Annotated in this window: 20 protein-coding genes, 1 tRNA gene and 1 pseudogene; 7 read left to right on the plus strand and 15 right to left on the minus strand. The window is 69.4% G+C overall.

The annotated features are described in order from the left end of the window. Window positions 1–25 precede the first annotated feature (25 nt). From AC5JJ1_RS15510 to AC5JJ1_RS15540, 7 genes are all read right to left on the minus strand, one after another. Window positions 26–1,540 carry a YfjI family protein gene (locus AC5JJ1_RS15510; protein WP_495786003.1) on the minus strand — a complete coding sequence of 505 codons (1,515 nt, stop codon included), beginning with the start codon at window positions 1,538–1,540 and terminating at the stop codon, window positions 26–28. Between the two features lie 10 nt (window positions 1,541–1,550). Beyond that, complete coding sequence (locus AC5JJ1_RS15515) at window positions 1,551–2,342, minus strand: toprim domain-containing protein (RefSeq protein WP_495786004.1); 792 nt, start codon at window positions 2,340–2,342, stop codon at window positions 1,551–1,553. A gap of 101 nt (window positions 2,343–2,443) precedes the next feature. Continuing rightward, the gene (locus AC5JJ1_RS15520) at window positions 2,444–2,620 is read right to left on the minus strand and encodes a hypothetical protein (RefSeq protein ID WP_495786005.1); all 177 of its coding nucleotides are present in this window, start codon (window positions 2,618–2,620) and stop codon (window positions 2,444–2,446) included. A 109-nt stretch (window positions 2,621–2,729) separates the two neighbouring features. After that, window positions 2,730–3,035, minus strand: coding sequence for a helix-turn-helix domain-containing protein (locus tag AC5JJ1_RS15525; RefSeq protein ID WP_495786006.1), 306 nt, complete (start codon window positions 3,033–3,035; stop codon window positions 2,730–2,732). Between the two features lie 111 nt (window positions 3,036–3,146). Further along, window positions 3,147–3,860, minus strand: coding sequence for a hypothetical protein (locus AC5JJ1_RS15530; RefSeq protein WP_495786007.1), 714 nt, complete (start codon window positions 3,858–3,860; stop codon window positions 3,147–3,149). 382 nt (window positions 3,861–4,242) lie between these two features. Further along, a complete protein-coding gene (locus AC5JJ1_RS15535; protein WP_495786008.1) occupies window positions 4,243–4,770 on the minus strand; it encodes a DUF6650 family protein in 528 nt (175 codons plus the stop codon). A gap of 1 nt (window position 4,771) precedes the next feature. Further along, a complete protein-coding gene (locus AC5JJ1_RS15540) occupies window positions 4,772–5,116 on the minus strand; it encodes a hypothetical protein (protein ID WP_495786009.1) in 345 nt (114 codons plus the stop codon). A gap of 345 nt (window positions 5,117–5,461) precedes the next feature. Between AC5JJ1_RS15540 and AC5JJ1_RS15545 the strand changes: the two are divergent. Beyond that, window positions 5,462–6,837, plus strand: a pseudogene (locus AC5JJ1_RS15545) (IS1182 family transposase). A gap of 141 nt (window positions 6,838–6,978) precedes the next feature. Here AC5JJ1_RS15545 and AC5JJ1_RS15550 read toward each other — a convergent pair. From AC5JJ1_RS15550 to fsa, 8 genes are all read right to left on the minus strand, one after another. Then, window positions 6,979–8,313, minus strand: a complete 1,335-nt coding sequence (locus AC5JJ1_RS15550) for a tyrosine-type recombinase/integrase (RefSeq protein WP_495786010.1) — start codon at window positions 8,311–8,313, stop codon at window positions 6,979–6,981. A gap of 195 nt (window positions 8,314–8,508) precedes the next feature. Continuing rightward, window positions 8,509–8,598: transfer RNA gene (locus AC5JJ1_RS15555), tRNA-Ser, on the minus strand. 48 nt (window positions 8,599–8,646) lie between these two features. Continuing rightward, complete coding sequence (locus AC5JJ1_RS15560) at window positions 8,647–10,854, minus strand: ATP-binding protein (protein ID WP_495786011.1); 2,208 nt, start codon at window positions 10,852–10,854, stop codon at window positions 8,647–8,649. Window positions 10,855–10,946: 92 nt separating this feature from the next. Then, entirely contained in the window at window positions 10,947–13,721 is a 2,775-nt protein-coding gene (polA, locus tag AC5JJ1_RS15565; RefSeq protein WP_495786062.1) for a DNA polymerase I, read from the minus strand. A 94-nt stretch (window positions 13,722–13,815) separates the two neighbouring features. Next, window positions 13,816–14,052: a zinc-finger domain-containing protein gene (locus AC5JJ1_RS15570; protein WP_495786012.1), complete on the minus strand. Its 237-nt coding sequence runs from the start codon at window positions 14,050–14,052 to the stop codon at window positions 13,816–13,818. Window positions 14,053–14,116: 64 nt separating this feature from the next. Then, entirely contained in the window at window positions 14,117–15,052 is a 936-nt protein-coding gene (locus AC5JJ1_RS15575; protein WP_495786013.1) for a tyrosine recombinase XerC, read from the minus strand. Between the two features lie 4 nt (window positions 15,053–15,056). Then, window positions 15,057–15,749, minus strand: a complete 693-nt coding sequence (locus tag AC5JJ1_RS15580) for a DUF484 family protein (protein ID WP_495786014.1) — start codon at window positions 15,747–15,749, stop codon at window positions 15,057–15,059. Further along, window positions 15,746–16,402 (minus strand): fructose-6-phosphate aldolase, encoded by a 657-nt coding sequence (gene fsa, locus AC5JJ1_RS15585; RefSeq protein ID WP_495786015.1) that lies wholly within the window; start codon window positions 16,400–16,402, stop codon window positions 15,746–15,748. Before fsa ends, AC5JJ1_RS15580 begins: the two co-directional genes overlap by 4 nt. 150 nt (window positions 16,403–16,552) lie before the next feature. Here fsa and AC5JJ1_RS15590 point away from each other — a divergent pair, with 150 nt between their 5' ends. The 6 genes from AC5JJ1_RS15590 (at window position 16,553) to atpD (ending at window position 23,715) form a co-directional block, all read left to right on the plus strand. Next, window positions 16,553–18,760 (plus strand): primosomal protein N', encoded by a 2,208-nt coding sequence (locus AC5JJ1_RS15590; protein ID WP_495786016.1) that lies wholly within the window; start codon window positions 16,553–16,555, stop codon window positions 18,758–18,760. 76 nt (window positions 18,761–18,836) lie between these two features. Then, on the plus strand, window positions 18,837–18,992 hold the full coding sequence (locus AC5JJ1_RS15595; protein WP_495786017.1) for a hypothetical protein: 156 nt from the start codon (window positions 18,837–18,839) through the stop codon (window positions 18,990–18,992). A 236-nt stretch (window positions 18,993–19,228) separates the two neighbouring features. Beyond that, window positions 19,229–19,831: an ATP synthase F1 subunit delta gene (gene atpH / locus AC5JJ1_RS15600; RefSeq protein WP_495786018.1), complete on the plus strand. Its 603-nt coding sequence runs from the start codon at window positions 19,229–19,231 to the stop codon at window positions 19,829–19,831. A 2-nt stretch (window positions 19,832–19,833) separates the two neighbouring features. Next, window positions 19,834–21,369 (plus strand): F0F1 ATP synthase subunit alpha, encoded by a 1,536-nt coding sequence (gene atpA / locus AC5JJ1_RS15605; RefSeq protein WP_495786019.1) that lies wholly within the window; start codon window positions 19,834–19,836, stop codon window positions 21,367–21,369. Between the two features lie 20 nt (window positions 21,370–21,389). Beyond that, window positions 21,390–22,271, plus strand: a complete 882-nt coding sequence (locus AC5JJ1_RS15610) for a F0F1 ATP synthase subunit gamma (protein WP_495786020.1) — start codon at window positions 21,390–21,392, stop codon at window positions 22,269–22,271. 16 nt (window positions 22,272–22,287) lie between these two features. Beyond that, window positions 22,288–23,715, plus strand: coding sequence for a F0F1 ATP synthase subunit beta (gene atpD, locus AC5JJ1_RS15615; protein WP_495786021.1), 1,428 nt, complete (start codon window positions 22,288–22,290; stop codon window positions 23,713–23,715). Window positions 23,716–23,717: the final 2 nt, after the last annotated feature.

Below are 23,717 nucleotides of genomic sequence, written 5' to 3' on the forward strand. Positions count from 1 at the left end.
GCGTCGAAGACATCGGCCGCACCGCTCACGACACGCTCTCCGGGTTGAGACGCCAGACCTCCTTGCGCCTCACCGGCGGCTTGCCCGGGACCTCCATCACCTCGGCGCCGCCTTCCACGCGCAAGAGGTGCCGGTGCGCCGTCAGCAGCTTTACCGCGCGCTCCGCACTGGCTTTATCGCGCAGCCCGCCAGGGCCGCGTTGATACACGGTGGGCAGGCTCACCAGCACATCGCCGCACGTTGCGGGGAGGCCGCGCACCCACGTCAGCAGGCGTTCGGCTTCGAGGATGGCGGGATCGGCGGCGCCGTCTGTGTGGAGCCGTAGCGCTTCAGCCGCGTAGTGCTGCGTGAGTTCCACCCCACACGCCATCGCCTCACCCGTGACCGCTCCCGCGCCGGTCCACACGGACAACACGCCCGCCAAGCGCGCCGCGTGTTCGGCCGCCTTGTTCGCAAAGCCTCGGATGGGCGCCCATAGGCCACCGTCGCCCAGGCTGCGTTCCGCATGGTTGTGGAACGCCACCCACACGGCCTGCGCCCGCGCGTCCATGTCGAGCGCCGGCAGCACGAGCCCGCCGCCGTTCGGTCCCGGCTTCGGTATACCGCGCAATAAGATGATAAGGCGATTTCCGAACGCGGCGAGGCTGCATTCCGCCTCGGCGTCGGGTGCACGGAACATGCGTGTTCCGGCCGTGCTGGGCGGCGCACACAAGAGGAAACGCGCCGTCAGTCCCGTGTCACCCAGTTCCGGCTTGCCAAGCATCATCGCGGCCACGCCGGGGTGCACCATGAGGTGCATCGCTAGCCGGTAGCCTTCTGCGTGCACCGCGCCCTCGCCGGCGCGCGTCTGCCGCACAGGCTCGGCGCCCCACAGCTTATTCAGTGTCGCAGCGGTTCGAAGGCGGTTCTCATCATCCATCGCCCTCCCGCCTGCGAACGTTCCGCCCTCCGGCGCGAACAGCCCCAGGCAGGCCTGCCCGCGGACGAGCTGCTTCACCAACCCTTCGGGCGTCACGTCATCGCAGAGGATCATCGGATCGGCCGGCGGTGCCGGTTCCACCATACCCCGGAGGATTGCGGCGAGGGTTTCGCGGTTGCCCTTGCCCTTGCGTTCTGCCTCGGCGCTGGCCGCCTTCCAAGCCCGGTGGTCCGCGGTGAAGGTGCGGAGATCGTGCTGGTGCTGCTCCCGCAGCTCGGCCTCGCGCTCCGCCACCGCCGTGGTTGTGAGCCGGTCGACGCCGCTCTTGCGCTCGCCGGTGCTGGCGATGGTGACGAGGAACAGGGTGAGCGGCGCCCGCGCGCCGGCGCCGTAGGGTAGCGCCACGTCGGCGTGACCCTGAGTGGCGAGGCTGACAGCGGCCAGCACCGACTGCGCGCACATTCCAAATGGGGCTTGGGTCAAGGTGTGCACCGCCTCGGCGGCAGGCAGCAGCGGGCCGAGGGCGCGCGCCGGGAACGGCAGGGGAGGGCCGACCTCACGGCGAAGCGGCAGCGGCGTGCCGTCGAGGTCGGGCGGCGCGCCAAGATCGGCGTCGCGCATTGTGAACCCGTCAGCCATGCGCCACCCCGTCCACATGTTTGCGCCTTAGCAGGAGGTCGTTGAAGTCGGCGCCGGGCGCGTCCGGAGTTGCGACACGCACTCGCAGCCCGGCTGCGCGCAGCCGCCGGGCGCACGCCCAGGCCGCCCTCTGGCCCGGCTCGTCCGCATCCGCCGCCACGGTTAGCGCGGCCAAGCCCTGTGGCGGCGCGAAGGCGGCCAGCCCGCCAGCGGAGACGCATGCCCAGGCGGACAGGCCCAGCAGGCCGGAAGCGCTGGTTGCAGTCTCGATTCCCTCCGCCACCGCTAAGCCGCGTGCCGGGTCCGGGGCGTGCAGCAGGACTGCGCCGCCCTTCACCGGCCCTTTGCTGGCTCGCGGTGGGTCGCCGGCCTTCGTCGCGCCGTCCGCAGCGAGGAAAGTCCGGTGCACCGCGACCGGCTCGGCGGTGGTGCTGCGCCGGACCAGCGCCAGGAGAACGGGCCGCGCACTGCCGTCCATGTGCTTGGCGTCGGGCAGGAACCGCAGCGCTGGCCCCGAAGGGTGTGCCGGGAAGTGGCCCAGCGCGTCCAGCACTCCGCGCGTGGCGAGGTAACTGGCGTCTAGGGTGCCAGTGACGGGAACGCCGTGATGCCAGAGCGTGAGGGCGCCGCGGCTGCCTTCTACATCGTCCTTCGACCGTTGGCGGGTCGCGTCACGCAGCTCAGTGTCGGCATGGCGGCCGATGACTGCGACCGTCAATGCGTCCCGGTCGTCGGCGCAACTCGCGCACCACCACACTGTGCGGCCGTTGCGCTCCTTGACCACGAAGCCAGCGGCGTAGTGGCAGGCGGGGCACTCGCCACGCCACTCGGATCTCCCCGCGACGCGGCGAAGTCCGTGCCGGGCCGCAAACTCTGAGGCGCTGGTCATCGTCGTGCCTGCCGCCCGCTTGTCGCGGCCACCGCCTCACTCACGCTGGCAAATGCCAGCGGCGGCAGGTCAAGTCGCTGCACCACGGCTCGCGGTTCGCCGCCCGTGTTCGATGCGTCGAGCAGCAGGATCATTAACATGCAGGGATGGCCGGTTTGGACGTCGGATTGCATGCCGCCTCCAGTGCTGGAGGCGCGGCATCAGTGCTGGCGGAAGCGCAGGGGTCACGCTATGTGAATGATGTTCAGCCATCACACAGCTTCCCCGCAGCCCCGCTGGCCCTTAGCCGCGCGGGGTTGTTTCGTTCAGGCGGTGGGGGGTGCGCAGCGCCGCTGTTGGCGCGCTGGCGAGGAAGGAACGCACGCTGACGAAGTCCACCAGCGTCGTGCGGCCGAGCTTAACCATGCGGACGTGCCCGGCTGCGGCCAGCCGGTAGAGCGTGCTGCGCGGGATGCCAAAGCGCGCGCGAGTGTCGGCAATAGTGCCTGCCTCGGCCGGCGCTGCGGTGGCGGTCGGCCGCATTGGGTGCAATGCGTTAAGACCAGCACCGCGGATCGGCTCCGGCGTGTTGGAGATGAGGTGTTTCATCTGAGCCCCTGGTGTTCGGGGGCGCCCAGTACGCCCCGTGGGGCAAACCAATTACATGCTTCCTCGCCGTGCTCAGATAACGGAAGTTCGGGGTGAAGTTGCGACCGGGCGCTACTTCGGCCGAGGTTCCGCCCGCTCCGGCCGCTGATGCCGTTTCCAGAACAGATCGGGCAGCCCCGACGCGAGATTTAGCAGCAGAGCATCGGGTAGCTCTGGGGATACCTGCGCACCTAAGGGGTACTGTGTGCCGGGGTCTCCGAACGCCTCCTTTCTGACCCTCACGCGAGTGCGTCGCGCTTCGCCCAACCTCGCGCGCACACGATCGGGGGTGATGCGAACGGTTTCAGCGATCATGTGTTCGGCCCGCGCCGATCCATGCCGCTCCTTGAGGGCGTTGTAGACACCGATAAGGATCTCTTGGCCTTGCAGCTTGGCGTACTCCCTCGCACGCGATGCGCCTTGCCTGCCGGCGAAGGCGAGTGCCTTGAGGGCAGAGGCTGCGAAGGCCTCGTGGTGCTCAGTCGCCGCGTCGACGATCTTCGTGGCCGCATCATAGAGGTAAAGCTGCACATTCGGAGGTAGGGGCAACGGTTCGATATCGGGCGCAAGGCAAGCCTGAACCGCACCCCAGGCAAATACCGGATTGCCTGTCACCTTGAACTCCGCGGCTGCCATCTGGGCTACGGTATGGTGGAACTGGCGACGCGCCGCGCTCTCCCCAACGAACATCAAGGCGTTCGAGCGGTAGTAGGTACGGGTGACGTGTTGCGGCTCTCCGGTGTCAGACGCAGATCCACTTTCGCTGTTTTCGTCTGCGGGCTTCACGCAGGCGCCTCCGCGCTCTCCGGTGAGGAAGCGGTGGGGCTGCGCGTCCGGAGGTCCGCGCGATCTGGCTGGCCCCGCCCCGCCGACGTAAACCTACCCGCTGCGGACGGCGCTGGAGGGGCCTCATCCGGCTGTCCTCCAGTACATCCGCAACTTCCACCGGAAGCTTTAGCATGCAGGACCATGCGCCGATGCTGTGCTTTAGCAGCCTTCGCAGGTTTATACCAACCGCCCTGATGAATGACCGCTCAGGGCGGAAAGCAGACCTATAGAGCCACCGCAGAGTGGCGCGGAGATCAAAACCTTTGCAAAGGTGCCGGGCAACTTGGGTCTAGTCGGTAAGCAGTAGGCGGAGCTGCTAAACCTTCCCTCCAGTGTGCTTCTACTCATCCCGGGATGGGTCGGCGGGAAGGATGCGCGCCAGATCGGATTCACAAGTTAAGCTGTACTTGCTCATAATCACGGCCAGGCATACGCCGAACATTGACCGTAATTCTCCGAGCGCTGTGAGAAATTTCCACGCATCCGGCCCAGAGAAATGAGACGTACTGATTACTGAACCGCCAGAGAACTGTGCAGAGCTATCTAAGAATTTTCGGCATGCGGCTCGCATCGCGCGAATGTGTTTCGCGAGACCCTCCTCATTGCTAACCTCCAGCAACTTGTCGGTCAGGAATTGGCGAATATCCAGTATAGATCTGACAACATGTTCAGGTACTTCAAACGCATAGTCATTAAACAAGGCTCTTTTGTCTTCCAGCCTCATTATGATCTGCGAAGCCACATCTTTTTCATTTTGCTTCCAATGTCCGACAAATAGGTGTTCTATATTCTTCGCAACCACCACATTCTGTGCGTCGATGGCTTCAGCCAGTGGTGTGGGTCTTCTGCCTCTACGGGGAGCAGGCATGTTATTCATTCCTTCCCATGTTAATTACATTAACATGGGTGCTGACGACTGCGTTTTTTGCCTTTAAATTGGCGACTAAGGAACCGGCAAAGCTAATGGTGTCGCCCGCCCCGGTATGAGTCTGAAGGAGCTTGATTAACTCGCTCATCAGCGCCGGATCATCGTTCAGTTTCGTAGCGATCCCTTGCGCGAGTTCGGCTTGCTTAGGCTCGCTCGTCCAATCAAACAACTCTTTTACCTTGCGCCAGACTTCCTTGGTTGCTTCGGAGGCGATGCCCTTGAGGCATTCGTGGCCGAGAACAGTCAGCGCTGACGTAGCTGTCGCAAGTTGAATGGGATCAACCATGTTAGAACTCCCTACTTGCGGAACTTCCGCGCGATTTTCTTACATAATCAGAATTATTCTCTTGGTGAGAGTAGACCTGCGCTGTTTCAAGTCCTCGCCTTATCATCCCAGACGAAGGAGCGACAATCATAGGAGTTGCCGCTTCCGTTGATTAGGAGTGCCACCCAGCCCAGCCCGCCTCCAGAACTTAGGATTTTGGTACTGACATCGGGGGCCAGCGGGTGAAGGGTTCACCCAATGCAAGAGTCCGGTGCGAATGTCCGTTGAGGGTCGATTCTGTTGAAAAAGTCGGTTGAGGCGCTGCGCTGCCGCTGTTCAGTCCTCCTGGTGGCGGAGGGTACGGCCATGATGGGCGAGCGGCAGGTCCGGCAGGAGGCGCTGTTTACGGCTTCAGCCTGGAGGAGCACGTCCCCACCGATCACCTACTGCGCTCGATCGACCGCTTCGTTGCGCTGAGCGACATCCGTCGGCAGCTCGAGCCCTACTACAGCGCAATCGGCCGTCCCTCGGTCGACCCCGAGCTGATGGCCCGCATGCTGCTGATCGGCTACCGCTGCGGCATCCGGTCCGAGCGGCGGCTGTGCGAAGCGGTTCATTTGAACCTCGCCTATCGCTGGTTCTGCCGCCTTGGCCTGGACGGCGCCGTCCCGGACCCCTCCACCGTTTCCAAGAACCGGCATGGCCGCTTCCGCGACAGCAACCTGCTGCTCCAGTCGTTCGAGGCAACGGTGCGCCGCTGCATGGCAAAGGGCATTGTTGCCGGCCAGGACTTCGTGGTGGATGCCAGCATGATCCGGGCGGACGCGAACCGGCAGAAGGGCGTTGCCCGCCGCGAGGAGCTGAACACAGCGGACGCCAGCCGCGCTGTGGACGAGTACCTGGCCGTGCTCGACGACACCGCTTTCGGTACGGCGACCGAGGTGCCGCCGAAGTTCGTCTCGCCCATCGACCCGGCCGCGCGCTGGACGGCAGCGGCCGTTGGCCCGGCCTGCTACGCCTCCTGCGACAACTATCTGATCGACGTCGAGCACGCCGTGATCGTCGACGTCGAGGCCACCACAGCGGTGCGCCAGCTCGAGGTCGGTGCCGCGCAAACCATGCTGAACCGCACCGCCGAGACCTTCGGCCTCTGGCCCGAGCGCCTGATCGCCAATACCGGCTACGGCTCGGCGGCCATGCTGGGCTGGCTGGTCCACGAGCAGGGCATCGAGCCGCACATCCCGGTGTTCGACAAGTCGGAGCGCAAGGACGGCACCTTCAGCCGCTCCGGCTTCACCTATGACCGCAAGCGCGACCTCGCTATCTGCCCGGCCGGCAAGGAGCTGCTGCACGACCGGCGCCAGGTCGCGCGGCCCCGTCTCGGCGTCGATGCCGACGGCCTCATGCGGTATCGTGCCACCAAGCACGACTGCGGCGCCTGCGCGCTGAAGCCCCGCTGCCGTCCGAACCGGCCAGCCCGCAAGATCCTGCGCTCCATCCACGAAGGCGCCCGCGACATGGCGCGCGACATCGCCGAGATCGAGGCCTACGCGGTCTCGAGGCGGCCGCAAAAGAAGGTCGAGATGCTATTCGCCCACCTCAAGCGCATCCGTGGTCTGGCCCGCCTGCGACTGCGGGGCCCGAACGGTGCCCGCGACGAGTTCCATTTGGCGGCGGCGGCCCAGAACCTCCGCAAGCTGGCCAAGCTGATCCCGCTACCAACGCCAGCGCCCGCTGGCTGAACGCCGGGGGCGGCAGTCTTCATCTGCCACGGTCGCGGGGCCTCGATCCGGCAGGTCCGAACAGCGCCTTTTTCAGCAGAATCGGTAGTGACCGTTCATTCACCAGGCCGGTTGGTATTAGCAGTGGCGGGATGGCCCTGTTCACGTGGCCGCCAAGCTGACGTCCTGCGGCACGACATTCTCTGCGACCTCTCCACGCCCGGCGCACCACTCGGCCCATGCGTCCATGAGGGCCCGTCGTTTGTCCAAGGCGTCTCCGCGCCGGTAGGCCAGTTCCACTTTGTTGCCCACCGTGTGCGCCAATGCGGCCTCGGTTACCTCGCGCGGTGCGTTGGTGCAGTCGCCGGCCCAGTCACGGAAGGCGCTACGGAAGCCGTGCGGCGTGACGGGTCGCCCGTCAGCGTCCGCCCACCGGGCCGGCTCTCCCGGCCTTGTGGCGTTCATCCGCCGCAACGCCATCAGTAACGCCATGTTTGACAGCGGCTTGCCGACCGCTTGGAACACGGCGCCTTGGCAACCGCCGGTGCGTTCCGCCACCTCGCGCAGCACGTCTAGCGCGGCCGGGGAGAGCGGGACGCGGTGTTCCCGCTCGCCCTTCATACGGCCGGCCGGCACCGTCCACACAGCGCCGTCTATGTCCATCTCCCGCCATCCCGCGCCTACGACCTCCCCAGTGCGGGCGGCCGTGAGGATGGCGAAGCGTAGCGCAAGCGCGGCGGCACCGTCGCGCGCCGCTAACGCTCGCATGAAGGCCGGCAATTGCCGCCATGGGAGGGCGGCGTGGTGCTCGGCTTGGCCGTTAGCCTCACGGACCCGGCGCTTGACCTTGGCTGCGGCCGGCAGGATGGCATCGAGGTTGCCGCGCCAACTCGCCGGGTTGAAGCCCCGAGGTCGCAATCCGGTGGCGGCGGCGTAGGACAGCACTGCCTCGATCCGCCCGCGCACCCGCGCGGCCGTCTCGGGCTTGGTCGTCCAAATGGGTTGCAGCACCCGCAGCACGTCTGGAACGCTAAGGGTGTCGACCGCCGTGTCTCCGATGACCGGGTGGGCATAGGTGGCGAGCGTCGCTCCCCACTGCGCCGCGTGCTTGGCGTTGCGCCACTCCGGCTCGCGCGCTGCGATGCAGGCGGCAGCCACGTCACGGAAGCTGCTCCGGGCCTGCCGTGCGCGGACCGCCTCGACGTCCCGGCGTGCCGCCTCGTCGGCTTCTCGCACGGCCAGCGGGTCGCGCCCAGCAGCCAGCAGCCGGCGCGCCTCCGCGGCCTTGCCGCGAGCGTCCGCCAAGCTGACGGCCCCCGGCCCCCGTGCCCGGCCGAGGCCGAGGTCGCGTCGCACGCCCGCGATTTGGTAGCGGAGGGTCCAAGATGCCCGACCATCAGGCTTGACCCGTAGATAGAGGCCGCCGCCATCGCCGTACACGCCGGGGCCGGCGTGCTTCACGCCGGCTGCCGTGAGGCCTTCCGTCCGGCCCGCCATGCTGCCCGTCCCCACATCAGCGTGGCGTCTAGGGGCTGGCCCCACGTTTGGTCCCACGCGTGCTCATGAAACGGGAGCATACGTCGGGGGACGTGTGGGGACAAGCAGAGCGTCATTCAGTGGCAGAAACCGCTGATACCGAAAGGCCAATCTACTCTTCAGGGGACAAGGCGGAACAATCGGGGAGCCAGGTACTGGCGGAGAGGGTGGGATTCGAACCCACGGTACCCTTGCGAGTACTTCGGTTTTCGAGACCGATGCGATCGACCACTCCGCCACCTCTCCCGGTCGAGCGCAGCCCTATAATCGGCCGCGGCGCGGAGCGCAACGCCCTCACGCGGCCCGCCGCCGCTCCATCACCAATTCGGCGATGCGGCACGCCAGGGCGGCCTGATCATAGGGCTTCGCCAGGACCTCGAAGCCATGATCGGCCAAGCCTTCGACCGGTCCGGCATAGCCCGTCGTCAGCAGCACCGGCAGGCCCGGGCGGAGGCGCCTCGCCGCCTGCGCCAGCTCGGTTCCCGTCATGCCGCCCGGCATGACGATATCGCTGAACAGCAGGTCGACGGGTTCGCGGCGGGCCAGAAGGGTCATCGCCTCCTGCCCGTCCTGCGCCACGGTCGCATGGAAGCCGGCGTCGCGCAGCGTTTCGGCGGTGATCCCGCGAATCTGCTCGTCATCCTCTACGACCAGCACCCTCGCGCGGGGGCCGGCGTCCATGCGCTCCGGCACCCGGCCAGGCTGATGAGGCGCCTGCGCCGGCGCCTCGGCCGCCGCGGGCAGGAAGAGCGTCACCGCCGTGCCCTCGCCCGGCGCGCTGTCGATCGCCACATGCCCGCCTAGCTGCCGCACGAAGCCGAAGACCTGCGACAGGCCGAGCCCCGTGCCCTTGCCCGGCGCCTTCGTCGTGAAGAAGGGCTCGAAGGCCCGTTCCCGCACCTCGGGCGGCATGCCCGTCCCGGCATCGCGGAGGGTGATGGCGACGTGCAGCCCCGGCCGCGCATCCGCATTGCCGGCCAGCTGCTCCGCCTCCAGCCAGGCCGGGCGGGTCGAGAGCGTCACCGTGCCGCCCCGCGGCATCGCATCCCGCGCATTGATGGCGAGGTTCAGCAGGGCCGCCTCGAGCTGCGTGGCATCGGCCCGGCAGGGCGGCAGGTCCGGGTCGAGCTCCAGCGCGAGGGTCACCGCCTCGCCGAGCGCCCGCTGGACCAGCGGGGCAAAGCCCCGCGCCAGCCCGTTCGCGTCGAGGCTCGCGGCCTGGAGCCTCTGCTGCCGGGCGAAGGCCAGGAGGCTGGCATTCAGCCGGGCGCCGCGCTGCACCGCATCCCGCGCCAGGCCGAGATAGGTCCGCACCCGCTCATCCGCGCCGGTGCCGAGATGCCGCTCCAGCAGGTGAACCGTGCCGAGGATGGCCGTCAGCAGGTTGTTGAAGTCATGCGCCACGCCCCCGGTCAGCCGGCCGAGCGACTCCAGCCGCTGCGCCTGCAGCAGCCCCGCCTCCGCCGCCTCCCGCCGGGCAATCTCGGCGTGCAAGGCGTCGCGGCTCCGGCTCAGCCGGTGCAGCACCGCCTGTTCCGACCGCCAGCCGCGGATCGCCAGCAGGGTGGTGAAGCCGAGCGCCAGGGCGACGGCCAGGCAGATCGCCGCAGTCCAGGCCGTGTCCCGTAGCCATTGGGCCCGCAGCTCGTCGAGCGAGAGCGTGACGGAGACGACCAGCGGAAACTCGCCCACCTGGCGGAAGGCGGTCAGCCATTCCCCCCGCTCGCCGAACCGCTCGATGAGCGGCCCGGTATTGCTCGGGCGGCGGACGGCCTCCGGCACCGCGTCGGGATCCGGCGGGCCGAACAAGCCGTCGCCCACGGATGGGTGGGTGACGAGCACCTGCCCATCCGTCCGCAGCAGGGCAAAGCTTGCCCGGCCGTCCGGGTCCATCGCATGCCATTGCGCCTGGAAATAGCCGGGCAGGATGGAACCGATCAGGGCGCCGTCGAACCGCCCATCCGCCCCTTCCCGGCGCCGCGCGACGCTGAAGGCGACGATGCCGGTCAGCCGCGCCAGCGCCGGCTCGCCGAAGACGGGGCCGCGCTCCCCCTCGCGCAGGCGGCGGAAATAGTCGCGCCCCTCGACCGAGAGGGGCGGCGTCGGCCAGGCGATGCTGATCCCGGCCACCCGCCCATCGGGCCGGGCGACATGCAGCGAGGTGATCTGCGCCAGCCCCTCGTCCAGGCCCTTCAGCCAACGGTGGATCTCCCCGCCGCGGGCCTCGATCTCGTCCCAGCTCAGGCCGCGGACGTGCTCCTCCATGCGGTCGAGCACCAGGGCATTGGTCTCGGCCACCTTCTGCGCCTGCTCCTTGGCGACAGCGGAGAGGCGGGTGAGGTCGGCAAAGGCCTCGCCATGGAGGCGGTGGCGGTCATACCAGGAAACCCCGCCCAGGACGCCGAGCGGCACGACCAGGGAGGCCACCAGCAGCAGCCGCAGCGAGAGCGGCAGCCGTCCAGGCAGACCGAACCGCCGCGCCAGGCTGGCCGCGTCCTTCATCACCAGATCTCCGAAACGACCCTCGGCTTGCGCGGTACCGCATGCCAGGCGTGATATCACGTTACCGGGATATCGTCTCGTAACCTAGAGATTCAATGTGCCTCTGCCCAGCTGCGGCCGGTGCCGACCTCGACGGCGAGGGGCACCCGCAGGGTGGCGACGCCCTCCATCACCTGGCGGACCAGCGTGCCGGTGGCCTCCACCTCCGCCTCCGGTACTTCGAGCACCAGCTCGTCATGCACCTGCAGCAGCAGGCGGGCGCGGAGGCCTGCCTCGCGCAGCGCCCGCGGCAGGCGGACCATGGCGCGCTTGATGATCTCCGCCGCCCCGCCCTGGAAGGGGGCGTTGATCGCGGCGCGCTCGGCCCCGGCCCGGCGCACCGGGTCCTTGGTGCCGATATCCTGGATCCAGAGCTTCCGCCCGAAGGAGGTGGAGACGTAGCCGCGCAGCCGCGCCTCCTCCTTCAGCCGCTCCATGGCGGCGCGGATGCCGGGATACTGGCTGAAATAGGCATCGATGATGCCCTTGGCCTCGCCGGCGCCGATGCCGAGGCGGGAGGCGAGGCCGAAGGCGGACATGCCGTAGATGATGCCGAAATTGATGGTCTTGGCGCGCCGCCGCGCCTCGCGGTCCACCGCCTCCGGGGCGAGGCGGAAGATGTCGGCCGCCGTGCGGGAATGGATGTCCTGCCCGGTCTCGAAGGCCTCCCGCAGCGCCGGCACGTCGGCCATGTGGGCGAGCAGGCGCAGTTCGATCTGCGAGTAGTCGGCCGACATCAGCACATGGCCCGGATCGGCGACGAAGGCGCGGCGGATGCGCTGGCCCTCCTCGCTGCGGACGGGGATGTTCTGCAGGTTCGGCTCGGTCGAGGCCAGCCGCCCGGTGCTGGTATTCGCCATGGAGAAGTCGGTGTGGACGCGCCCGGTGCGCGGGTCGAGCTGCGCCGTCAGCCCGTCCACATAGGTCGACTTCAGCTTCGAGAGCTGCCGCCAGTCGAGCACCTTGCGGGCCAGCGGCACGCCCTGGGCGGCGAGTTCCTCCAGCACCGCGGCATCGGTGCCCCAGGCGCCGGACTTGCCCTTGCGGCCGCCCGGCAGCTGCATCTCGTCGAACAGGATCTCGCCGAGCTGCTTCGGCGAGCCGACGGCGAAGGGCCGGCCGGCGAGGCCGTGGATCTCCTGCTCGAGCACCACCATGCGCGCCGCGAAATCCTCGCCGATGCGGGCCAGCTCGACGCCGTCGACCTTGATGCCCTCCACCTCCATGTCGCGCAGCACGGCGATCATCCGCCGCTCCACCTGCTCGTAGACGGCGAGCGCGCCGTCCTCCCTGAGGCGCGGCCGCAGCACGTGCCAGAGGCGGAGCGTCACGTCCGCATCCTCGGCGGCATAGGCCGTCGCCTTGTCGAGGGGGACGGCGGCGAAGCTGATCCGGCCGCGGCCGGTGCCGGTCACCTGGTCGTAGGGGACCGGCGCATGGTCGAGATGGAGGCGGGACAGCTCATCCATCCCATGCCCATGCTTCCCCGCCTCCATGGCGTAGGAGATCAGCATGGTGTCGTCGACCGGGGCGACGGCGATGCCGCCATTCTCCTCGCGGCCGAGCACCTCGAGATCGTACTTGGCGTGCTGCAGCACCTTGAGCACGGCCGGGTCCTCCAGCAGCGGCTTCAGCGCTGCCATCGCCTCGGCGAAGGGGAGCTGGGGCGGCGCCTCGACCTTCCCCGGCTCCGCCAGCATGTCGCCCTGGTGGGTCCCCGGCGAGACATGCCGCAGCGGGATGTAGCAGGCCCGGCCCGGCGCCGTGGCGAGGCAGACGCCGACGAGGTTGGCCTTGAGCGCATCGAGGCTGTCCGTCTCGGTGTCGAGGCCGACGATGCCGGCGGCGCGCGCCTCGGCGATCCAGGCGGCGAGCGCCTCGGGCGTCGTCACCGTCTCATAGGGGCCGAAGGGAATGGCTGCTGCATTCGCCGGGGCGGCAGGCGCCGCGGCCGCGGCCTGGGCGGCGCTGATGGCGCTGTTCCGCGCCCGCGTCGCCGCATCGCCCGCCGCCTCGCCGAGGCCCATCCGGGCGATGACGCTGCGGAAGCCCTGGTCGGCCAGGAATTTGGAGAGCGCCGCCGGCTCCGGCGGGCGGACCGCCAGCGCCTCGATCGGCACCGTCAGCGGCGCCTGGTCGTCGAGCGTCACCAGCCGCTTCGACAGCCGCGCCTGCTCGGCATACTGCTCGAGATTCTGCCGCCGCATCGGCTGCTTGATTTGGGCGGTGTTGGCCAGCACGGTCTCGAGGTCGCCATAGGCGAGGATCAGCTCGGCCGCGGTCTTCGGGCCGATCTTCGGCACGCCCGGGACATTGTCCACCGGGTCGCCGATCAGCGCCTGGACCTCGATCACCTTCCCCGGCGGCACGCCGAATTTCTCGACCACCTCCGCCTCGCGGATCGGCTTCCGCTTGATCGGGTCGAGCATCTGCACGCCCGGCCGCACCAGCTGCATCAGGTCCTTGTCGGAGGAGACGATGGTGACCTCGCCGCCCGCCTCATGGAAGGCGCGGGCATAGGCGGCGATCAGGTCGTCCGCCTCGAAGCCCGGATGCTCCACCCGGGCGACGCCGAAGGCCTCGGTCGCCTCGCGGATCAGGGCGAATTGCGGGACCAGCTCCTCCGGCGGGTCGGGCCGGTGGGCCTTGTAGTTGGGGAAGATCTCGTTGCGGAAGGTCGTGCGGGCGGCATCGAAGACCACCGCCAGGTGGCTGCCGCGATGCTCGGCGAGGAAGCTCGAGAGCATCTGGGTGAAGCCGAAGACGGCATTGACCGGCGTGCCGTCCGGCCGCGTCATCGGCGGCAGGGCGTGATAGGCGCGGAAGATGTAGCCCGAGCCGTCGACGAGGACGAGGTGCCGGGTCCCGGGCGCCGCGACCGGGACGGCGTCCTCGGTGCCCTCGGGCTTAGTGCCCTCGGGCTTAGTGATGGTCGTCGCCACCCGCACCCGCCTTCAATACATAGGTGATGGAGCAGTAGGGGCAGGTCACCTGATCCTGGTTCGGATTCATCGGCAGCCAGACCCGCGGATGGCCGAGGCCGGGGCCCGCCACTTCGCCGTCGCAGGGCACCTTGCGGCTCGTCACCTCGATCTTCTGGATGGGGGTGACGCCCTCGACGAGCTTCGGGGTGTACTGGGTAATCTTGCCGTCGCGCATCGGCGCTCCTCATCGGGGAAGGCAGGTCGGCCGCACCATAGTCGCGGGCGGCCCCTGCGTCACGTCACCCCGCGCGGGGATGCGCCCGTCGCCAGGTCTCGAGCAGCGCCGCCGCATCCACCTTGGTATAGCGTTGGGTGGTGGAAAGGCTGGCATGGCCGAGCAGTTCCTGGATCGCGCGCAGGTCGGCCCCGCCGCCGAGCAGGTGGGTGGCGAAGGAATGGCGCAGCGCATGCGGCGTCGCATGCTCCGGCAGGCCGGCGAGGCGGCGGTAATGCTGCATGCAGCGCTCCGCCACGGTGGGGCTGAGCCGCGCCCCGCGCGCCCCGCGGAAGAGCGGCGCCTCCGGCGGCGGGTCGCCCCGCTCGCGCATATAGGCGGCGATGGCCTCCCGCACCGCCGGCAGCACCGGCACCAGCCGCTCCTTGCCGCCCTTGCCGAGGACGCGGAGCGCCGCTTGGCCGCCGGGCAGGGGGGCGTCCCGCACGTCGAGGGCGAGCGCCTCGCTGATCCGCAGCCCGCAGCCATAGAGAAGGGTGAAGAGTGCGGTATCCCGCGCCGCCTGCTCGGACGGGCGCTCGGCATGGCCGGGCTGGTGGATGCTGCCGGTCCGTGCCGCCACCTCCTTCGCCTGCTCCGGCGTCAGCGCCCGCGGCACCGGCGGCCTCGCCCGCGGCCCACGGATATTGGCGATGGCGAGCGGCGCCAGCCCGCGGGTCTTCGCCAGGTAGCGGAGGAAGCCACGGATGCCCGCGAGCTGGCGCGCCCGCGTGGCATTTCCCGCCCCGGCATTGGCCCGGGCGGCGAGGAAGGCGCGGATATCGGCCGGGCGCAGCGCGGCCAGCGCCGAGAGGTCCGGCTCCTCCCCCAGATGCCCGGCGAGGAAGGTGAGGAAGTCGCGGAGGTCGAGCCCATAGGCCTCGACCGTATTGGCGGCAGCCCGGCGCTCCCGCGCCAGCCAATCGAGATAGGAGGCGGCGAGGGCGCGGGCTTCCGCCAAGGGCCTACCGCGCCAGGGCGGCCGCCACAGCGCGGCCGAGGAAGGCGAGGGTCGCCGTCGCCTGCCGGACCGGCAGGGCCTGCGGGTCCCGCGCGCCGAGCGCCATCAGCGTCGGGTGCCCGGTCCAGACCGGCACCCGCACCAGCGCATCCCGCATGACGAGGGAGGCGGCCTCCTGGTGCAGCAGCTCGATATCGGTCGGCGCCGGGCGCACCACCGCATCCTTCCCCGGGCCGAGCAACGCCGCCACCATGCCGCGCGGCAGCTTCGGCACGCCGCGGCGGTCCGGCGTCTCGCCGAGCAGGGTGCAGCTCTCGACGCCGAGCAGCGCCGGCAGCTCCTCCGTCACCGTCTCGACCACGTCCTGCGCCCGCATCAAGGCCAGCACGGCCAGGCGGACGCGGATGGAGAGACCATGCCCGGCCCGCCCGGCGGTGACGGCGGCATCCACCTCCGCCTCCAGCGAGCGGACGCGGCGGCGCTCGGCCGCCAGCATCGCCGCCATGTGGTCGGCCAGGCGCTCGCCATGGATGCGCTTCGGCGGCGTGAGCGCGCGGAACAGGTCCGGCCGCTCCGCCAGGAAGTCCGGGTTGGCCTGGAGGAAGGCGATGACCGCCTCCGGGGCGGCGGGCAGCGGGGCGGCTTCGGGTGCCGGAAGCAGCACCAGCTCGGCACCGGGCATAGGGCTGGCGCTCACAGGATGCTCTGGCCCGTCTTGCGCCAATCGGCGAGGAAGCTATCCAGCCCGCGATCCGTCAGCGGATGCTTGAAGAGCTGGCGGATGACATTCGGCGGCAGCGTCGCCACCTGGGCGCCGAGCTTCGCCGCCTCGACCAGATGGACCGGGTGGCGGATGGACGCGACCAGGACTTCTGTCTTAATATAGGAGTAGTTTCGGTAGATCTTCAGGATGTCCGCAATGAGGAGCATGCCATCATAGGCGATGTCGTCGAGACGGCCGACGAAGGGCGAGATGTAGCTGGCGCCCGCCTTGGCGGCCAGCAACGCCTGGGCCGGGGAGAAGCAGAGCGTGACGTTGACCGGCGTGCCCTCGTCCGCGAGGCTGCGGCAGACGCTGAGCCCCGCCTCGGTCAGCGGCACCTTCACCGCGACGTTCTTGGCGATGCTGCGGAGGAAGCGGCCCTCGGCCAGCATGGTGTCGAAGTCGGTCGCGGTGACCTCGGCGGAGACCGGGCCCGGCGTGATGTCGCAGATCTCGGCGATCACCTCCGCCATCCTGCGCCCGGACTTGGCGATGAGGCTCGGATTGGTGGTCACGCCATCCACCAGCCCGGCCTCGGCCAGGGCGCGGATATCGTTCACCTCCGCAGTGTCGACGAAGAACTTCATGCGAATGGGCCCTCAGGCAGGCCCCAGGCGGGGCTGCGTTGGATGTGGGCTCGGCCGATCCGGCCGAAGGGACTCAAGGACCTGAAATCGTTGCGTATTTGCTTAGGATCAGGATAGCCGATGCAGGCCGGGTCGGGGAAGCGGCGCGATATGAAGGACACGCTACCTGTGTTTTCCGTGCAACGGGTCAAGGTTCTTTTGCCACTCCCTCTCGCGGGAGCCTACGACTACCGCGTGCCGGCGGAGTTGGATATCCATCCAGGCGATTTTGTGACTGCCTCACTCAATCACAGGCCGATGATCGGCGTGGTTTGGGATGCCGACGAGGGGAGTGAGGCGCCGGGCGTGGCCGACCATCGGTTGAAGCCGATCACCGGCGTCATGCCCGCCCCGCCGATGACGCCGAGCCTCCGCCGCTTCATCGACTGGGTGTCGGCCTATACGCTGAGCCCCCCTGGCGCCGTGCTGCGCATGGCGATGGGCTCCACCGCCGCGCTCGAGCCGCCGACGCAGCAGGCCGGCTGGACGCTGGCCGGCCCCGGTTCCAACCGCCAGCCGCGGATGACGCCGGAGCGGCAGCGCGTGCTGTCCGAGATGCAGCCCGGCCGGGTCTATGCCGGGGCGCCGCTCGCCGAGGCGGCCGGCGTCTCGCTCGGCGTGCTGCGCGGCATGGCGGATAACGGGCTGATCCGGCCGGCGCTGCTGCCCCATGCCAGCCGCTTCAGCCGGCCCAACCCGGACCATCCCGGCCCGAAGCTCGGCGGCGCCCAGGCCGAGGCGGCGGCGCGCCTCGTCGCCAAGGTCGCCGCGCGGAGCTTCGGCGTAACGCTGCTGACCGGCGTCACCGGCTCCGGCAAGACCGAGGTCTATCTAGATGCGGTGGCGGAAGCCCTGCGCCAGGGCCGCCAGGCGCTGGTCCTGCTGCCGGAGATCGCGCTCTCCGCCCAGTGGCTGGAGCGGTTCAAGTCCCGCTTCGGCGTCGCACCCGCCCTCTGGCATTCCGAGGTGACGCCGCGCACCCGCCGCGACACCTGGCGGGCCGTGGCGGAGGGGGAGGCGCCGGTCGTGGTCGGCGCCCGCTCCGCCCTCTTCCTGCCCTTCCCCGATCTCGGCCTGGTCATCGTCGACGAGGAGCACGAGACCGCCTTCAAGCAGGAGGACGGCGTCGTCTACAACGCCCGCGACATGGCCGTGGTCCGCGCCCGGCTGGCAGGCGCCTCCTGCGTGCTGGTCTCGGCGACGCCCTCGCTCGAGACCCTGACCAATGCCGAGACCGGCCGCTACGAGGCGCTGAACCTGCCGGAGCGGCATGGCGGCGCCAGCCTGCCGGCGGTGGAGACGATCGACCTCCGCCGCACCCCGCCTGAGCGCGGCCGCTTCCTCTCGCCCCCGCTGATCGAGGCCGTGACCGCGACGCTGGAGCGCGGCGAGCAGGCGATGCTCTTCCTCAACCGCCGCGGCTATGCGCCGCTGACGCTCTGCCGCCATTGCGGCCACCGCATGCGCTGCCCCAACTGCACCGCTTGGCTGGTCGAGCACCGCGCCCGCCGCCAGCTCCAGTGCCACCATTGCGGGCATCAGGAAGCGCCCCCCGCCGAATGCCCGGAATGTGGCACCGCCAACAGCCTGGTCGCCGTCGGCCCCGGCGTGGAACGGGTGCTGGAGGAGGCCGCCGCGCATTGGCCAGAGGCGCGGCGCCTGGTCATGGCGAGCGACACGCTGCCAGGCCCCGCCGCGGCCGGGATGGCGGCGCAGCAGATCCAGGACCGTGAGGTGGATCTCATCATCGGCACTCAGATCGTCGCCAAGGGCTGGCACTTCCCGCATCTTACCCTGGTCGGCGTCGTCGATGCCGATCTCGGCCTCGCCGGCGGCGATCTCCGCGCCGCGGAGCGGACGGTGCAGCTGCTTCATCAGGTCGCGGGCCGCGCCGGCCGGGCCGAGGCGCCGGGCCGCGTGCTGCTGCAGAGCTTCAGCCCGGAGCATCCGGTGATGGGGGCGCTCATCTCCGGCGACCTCGACGCCTTCATGTCGGAGGAGGCGGCGATCCGCCGGCCCGGCCATTGGCCGCCCTTCGGCCGCCTCGCCGCGCTGATCGTCAGCTCCGAGGACGAGCGGGAGGCGGACCGCACCGCCCGCGACCTCGGCCTCGCCGCGCCGGGCGGGGAGGGGGTGCAGGTGCTCGGCCCGGCGCCGGCGCCGCTCGCCCTGTTGCGCGGCCGGCACCGCCGGCGGCTGCTGCTGAAGACCCGGCGCGAGGTCGCGGTGCAGCCCATCCTGCGGGACTGGCTCGCCCGCGTCCCGGTGCCGAACAGCGTCCGCGTCCAGGTCGATGTCGACCCGGTGAGCTTCCTCTGAATTCCGCTCGCGCGGCATGGCCGGGACATGGTATCGGAATTACCTTCAAGTAATCCGTCCCAGGGAGGACTGCGCCATGCCCATCCTCGATGCCACCGAGATCGCCGCCTGGGCCCTGATCGCCGGCGCCGTGGCCTATGCCGTCCTCGCCTCCCGCGGGGTGACGACGGCGGCCGTCGCCGCGGCGCTCGCGGCCATCGCGGCGAAGACCATGCTCATCGGCTACGCCTGACGGCAGCCGCATCCCGGCAGGCCGGGCGCCCGCGCAGCCGATGCGCCGGGCGAAGGGTGGCGTACGGCTTCGCACCAGGCGCCGGGCTGCCGTAAAATGCTGTGCGATGGAGTGAATTCGGCCCGCCAGCGCGGATTGCGGGGCTGTAAACCCCATGGTAAAGCCCGCCCGCCGCAAGGGGAGCCCTCCTGCGGACCCGCGCTTGCGCATCACCAGGAACAGGACCGGGATCGCCCGTGGCCTCTGCTGAGACCATCGCCTCCGACGCGCCCAAGGCGCCCACCCCGACCGGCCTCGCCGCGCGCTACGCGTTGGCGCTGCTCGGTCTCGCCGATGACCGGCGTGCGACCGACCCCGGCACGCTCGACCGCATCGCCACGGATCTGGAAGCCCTCGCTTCGCTCTGGAGCCAGGATGCGGATTTCCGCGGCTTCATCGCCGATCCGCGGCTCGATTCCGTCGCCCAGCGCAAGGGCGCCTTCGCCGTGCTCGACCGCGCGGGGACGGGGCCCGAGGTGCGGAACATGGTCGGCGTGCTGATCGGCAACCGCCGCCTCGCCCTGCTGCCGCAGGTCGCCGCCTCCTTCGGTGCCCAGCTTTCCGCGCGCCGCGGCCAGCAGGTGGCCGAGGTCACCAGCGCCCATGCGCTGACCGACACGCAGCGGGCGCAGATCGCCGCTCGCCTGACCGAAGCCGGCTATTCCGGCATCAAGCTTACGGAGCAGGTGGATCCCTCGATCCTCGGCGGGCTGATCGTGCGGATCGGCTCCCGGCTCTACGACAACAGCATCAAATCCAAGCTGCAGCGCCTGCAGTACGCCATGAAGGGGGCCGCCTGACCATGGAAATCCGTCCCGCCGAGATCTCCGAGATCCTCAAGCAGCAGATCGCCGGCTTCGACGCCGAGGCGAATGTGGCCGAGGTCGGCACCGTGCTCACCGTGGGCGACGGCATCGCCCGCGTCTACGGCCTGCAGAACGTGATGGCGGGCGAGCTCGTGCTCTTCCCCTCCGCCGGCATCCGCGGCATGGCGCTGAACCTCGAGACCGACAATGTCGGCATCGTGGTCTTCGGCTCCGACGCCGAGATCAAGGAAGGCGACACCGTCGAGCGCACCGGCGACATCGTCGACGTGCCCGTCGGCCGCGGCCTGCTCGGCCGCGTGGTCGATGGCCTCGGCAACCCGATCGACGGCAAGGGCCCGCTCACCGACGTGACGCGCACCCGCGTCGAGGTGAAGGCGCCCGGCATCATCCCGCGCAAGTCCGTGCACGAGCCGATGCAGACCGGCATCAAGGCGATCGACGCCCTGATCCCGATCGGCCGCGGCCAGCGCGAGCTGATCATCGGCGACCGCCAGACCGGCAAGACCGCCGTGATCATCGACACCATCATCAACCAGAAGTCGATCAACGCCGGCACGGACGAGAGCAAGAAGCTCTACACGATCTATGTCGCCGTCGGGCAGAAGCGCTCGACCGTCGCCCAGTTGGTGCGGACCCTCGAGGAAAACGGCGCGCTCGAGTACTCGATCGTCGTCGCGGCCACTGCCTCCGAGCCGGCGCCGCTGCAGTTCCTGGCCCCCTACACGGGCTGCGCGATGGGCGAGTATTTCCGCGACAACGGCATGCATGCGGTCATCTTTTACGACGACCTCTCCAAGCAGGCCGTCGCCTACCGCCAGATGTCGCTGCTGCTGCGCCGTCCGCCGGGCCGCGAGGCCTATCCGGGCGACGTCTTCTACCTGCACTCGCGCCTGCTCGAGCGCGCGGCGAAGATGAACGACGACTTCGGCAACGGCTCGCTGACCGCGCTCCCGGTCATCGAGACCCAGGCCGGTGACGTCTCGGCCTATATCCCGACCAACGTGATCTCGATCACCGACGGGCAGATCTTCCTCGAGACGGAGCTCTTCTTCAAAGGCATCCGGCCCGCGGTGAACGTCGGCCTTTCGGTCTCCCGTGTTGGCTCCGCCGCCCAGATCAAGGCGATGAAGCAGGTCGCCGGCCGCATCAAGCTGGAGCTGGCGCAGTACCGCGAGATGGCGGCCTTCGCCCAGTTCTCCTCGGACCTCGACGCTTCCACCCAGGCGTTGCTGGCCCGTGGCGCACGGCTGACGGAGCTGCTGAAGCAGCCGCAGTACAAGCCGGTCCCGGTCGAGGAGCAGGTCGTCTCGCTCTTTGCCGGCACCCGCGGCTATCTCGACAAGCTGCCGGTCTCGGCCGTGGGCGAGTTCGAGCGGCGGCTGCTCTCCGAACTGAAGTCGCGCGAGCCCGCGACCCTCGAGGCGATCCGCACGGACCGCGAGATCAAGAAGCCGACCGAGGAGAAGCTCGTCGCCTTCCTCGACGGCTTCGCCAAGTCCTTCTCGGCCTGAGCGGGGGAGACGCGGGCCCTATGCCTAGCCTCAAGGACCTGCGCGGTCGCATCAACAGCGTGAAGTCCACGCGGAAGATCACGCAGGCGATGAAGATGGTGGCCGCGGCGAAGCTGCGCCGGGCCCAGGCCCAGGCGGAGGCCGCGCGCCCCTACGCGCAGCGGATGGAGGCGATCCTCGCCTCCCTCGGCGCCGCCGTCGCCAGCTCGCCGGATGCGCCGCGCATGCTGGTCGGCACCGGCGCGGACCGGGTCCATCTGCTGGTGGTCGTCACCGCGGATCGCGGCCTGGCCGGACCCTTCAACACCCAGGTCGGCCGGCTCGCCCGCGCCCGCATCCGGGCGCTGGAGGCCGAGGGCAAGCAGGTCAAGCTGCTGACCGTGGGCCGCAAGGGCGCGACCTACCTGCGGCGCGAATTCGCCAGCCGCTTCGTTGGCGAGGTGAATTTCGCCGGCAAGAAGCGCGTCGACTTCACCGATGCCGAGGCGATCGCGCTGCAGGTGGCGGGGCTGCTCGAGGAGGGCGGCTTCGACGTCTGCAGCCTGATCTACAACCGCTTCCGCAACGTCATCAGCCAGATCCCGACCGAGCAGCGGCTGATCCCGACACCGCTGCCGGAGGGCGCTACCGCGGCCGAGGGGCCACAAGCGCTCTATGAATACGAGCCGGCCGAGGACCAGATCCTCGCCACTCTCTTGCCGCGCAACCTCGCCATTCAGATCTACCGCGCGATCCTCGAGAGTACCGCGGGCGAGCATGGCGCGCGGATGACGGCGATGGACAACGCCACGCGCAATGCCGGCGAGATGATCAACAGGCTTACGCTCAATTACAACCGCACGCGCCAGGCCAATATCACCAGGGAGTTGATCGAGATCATCTCCGGGGCCGAGGCAGTCTGACGAGGGGCATGACACCATGAAGAACAATGTCGGGCGCATCGCGCAGATCCTGGGCGCCGTGGTGGACGTGCAGTTCCCGGGCGAACTGCCGGCCATGCTCAACGCCCTCACCACGAAGAACGGCGACAACACGCTGGTCCTCGAGGTCTCGCAGCACCTGGGCGAGCGCACCGTGCGCTGCATCGCCATGGACGGCACCGACGGCCTGGTCCGCGGCCAGGAAGTGGTCGACACCGGCACCGGCATTGCCGTGCCGGTGGGCGAGGGGACCCTCGGACGCATCCTGAACGTCATCGGCGAGCCGATCGACGAGCGCGGCCCCGTGCCGCACGAGAAGACCTACACCATCCACCGCGCCGCCCCCTCCTTCGAGGACCAGGCGACGGCGGCCGAGATCCTGGTGACGGGCATCAAGGTCATCGACCTGCTGGCGCCCTACCTGAAGGGCGGCAAGATCGGCCTGTTCGGCGGCGCCGGCGTCGGCAAGACCGTCACCATCCAGGAGCTGATCAACAACATCGCCAAGGCGCATGGCGGCGTCTCGGTCTTCGCCGGCGTGGGCGAGCGGACCCGCGAGGGCAACGACCTCTATCACGAGATGGTCGATGCCGGCGTCATCAAGCTCGGCGAGGGCACGACCGAGGGCTCCAAGGTGGCCCTCGTCTATGGCCAGATGAACGAGCCGCCGGGCGCCCGTGCCCGCGTCGCGCTCTCGGGCCTGTCCATCGCGGAGTACTTCCGCGACGAGCAGGGCCAGGACGTGCTGTTCTTCGTCGACAACATCTTCCGCTTCACCCAGGCGGGCGCCGAGGTCTCGGCGCTGCTCGGCCGCATTCCTTCGGCGGTAGGCTACCAGCCGACGCTGGCCACCGACATGGGCGCGCTACAGGAGCGGATCACCTCGACCAAGAAGGGCTCGATCACCTCGGTGCAGGCCATCTACGTGCCCGCCGACGACCTGACCGACCCGGCGCCTGCCACCTCCTTCGCCCACCTCGACGCGACGACGGTGCTCAACCGCTCGATCGCCGAGCTCGGCATCTTCCCGGCGGTGGACCCGCTCGACTCGACCAGCCGCGCGCTCGACCCGCGGATCGTGGGTGACGAGCACTACCGCGTCGCCCGCGAGGTGCAGCGCATCCTGCAGACCTACAAGTCGCTGCAGGACATCATCGCTATCCTCGGGATGGACGAGCTGTCGGAGGAGGACAAGCTGGTCGTGGCGCGGGCGCGGAAGATCCAGCGCTTCCTCAGCCAGCCCTTCCATGTGGCCGAGGTCTTCACCGGCTCGCCGGGCGTCTTCGTGAAGCTGGAGGACACCGTCCGCAGCTTCGGCGCCATCTGCGCCGGCGAGTACGACCACCTGCCGGAGGCCGCCTTCTACATGGTCGGCACCATCGAGGACGCGGTGAAGAAGGGCGAGACGCTGAAGGTGGCCGCCTAATC

This window comes from Belnapia sp., assembly GCF_059504005.1.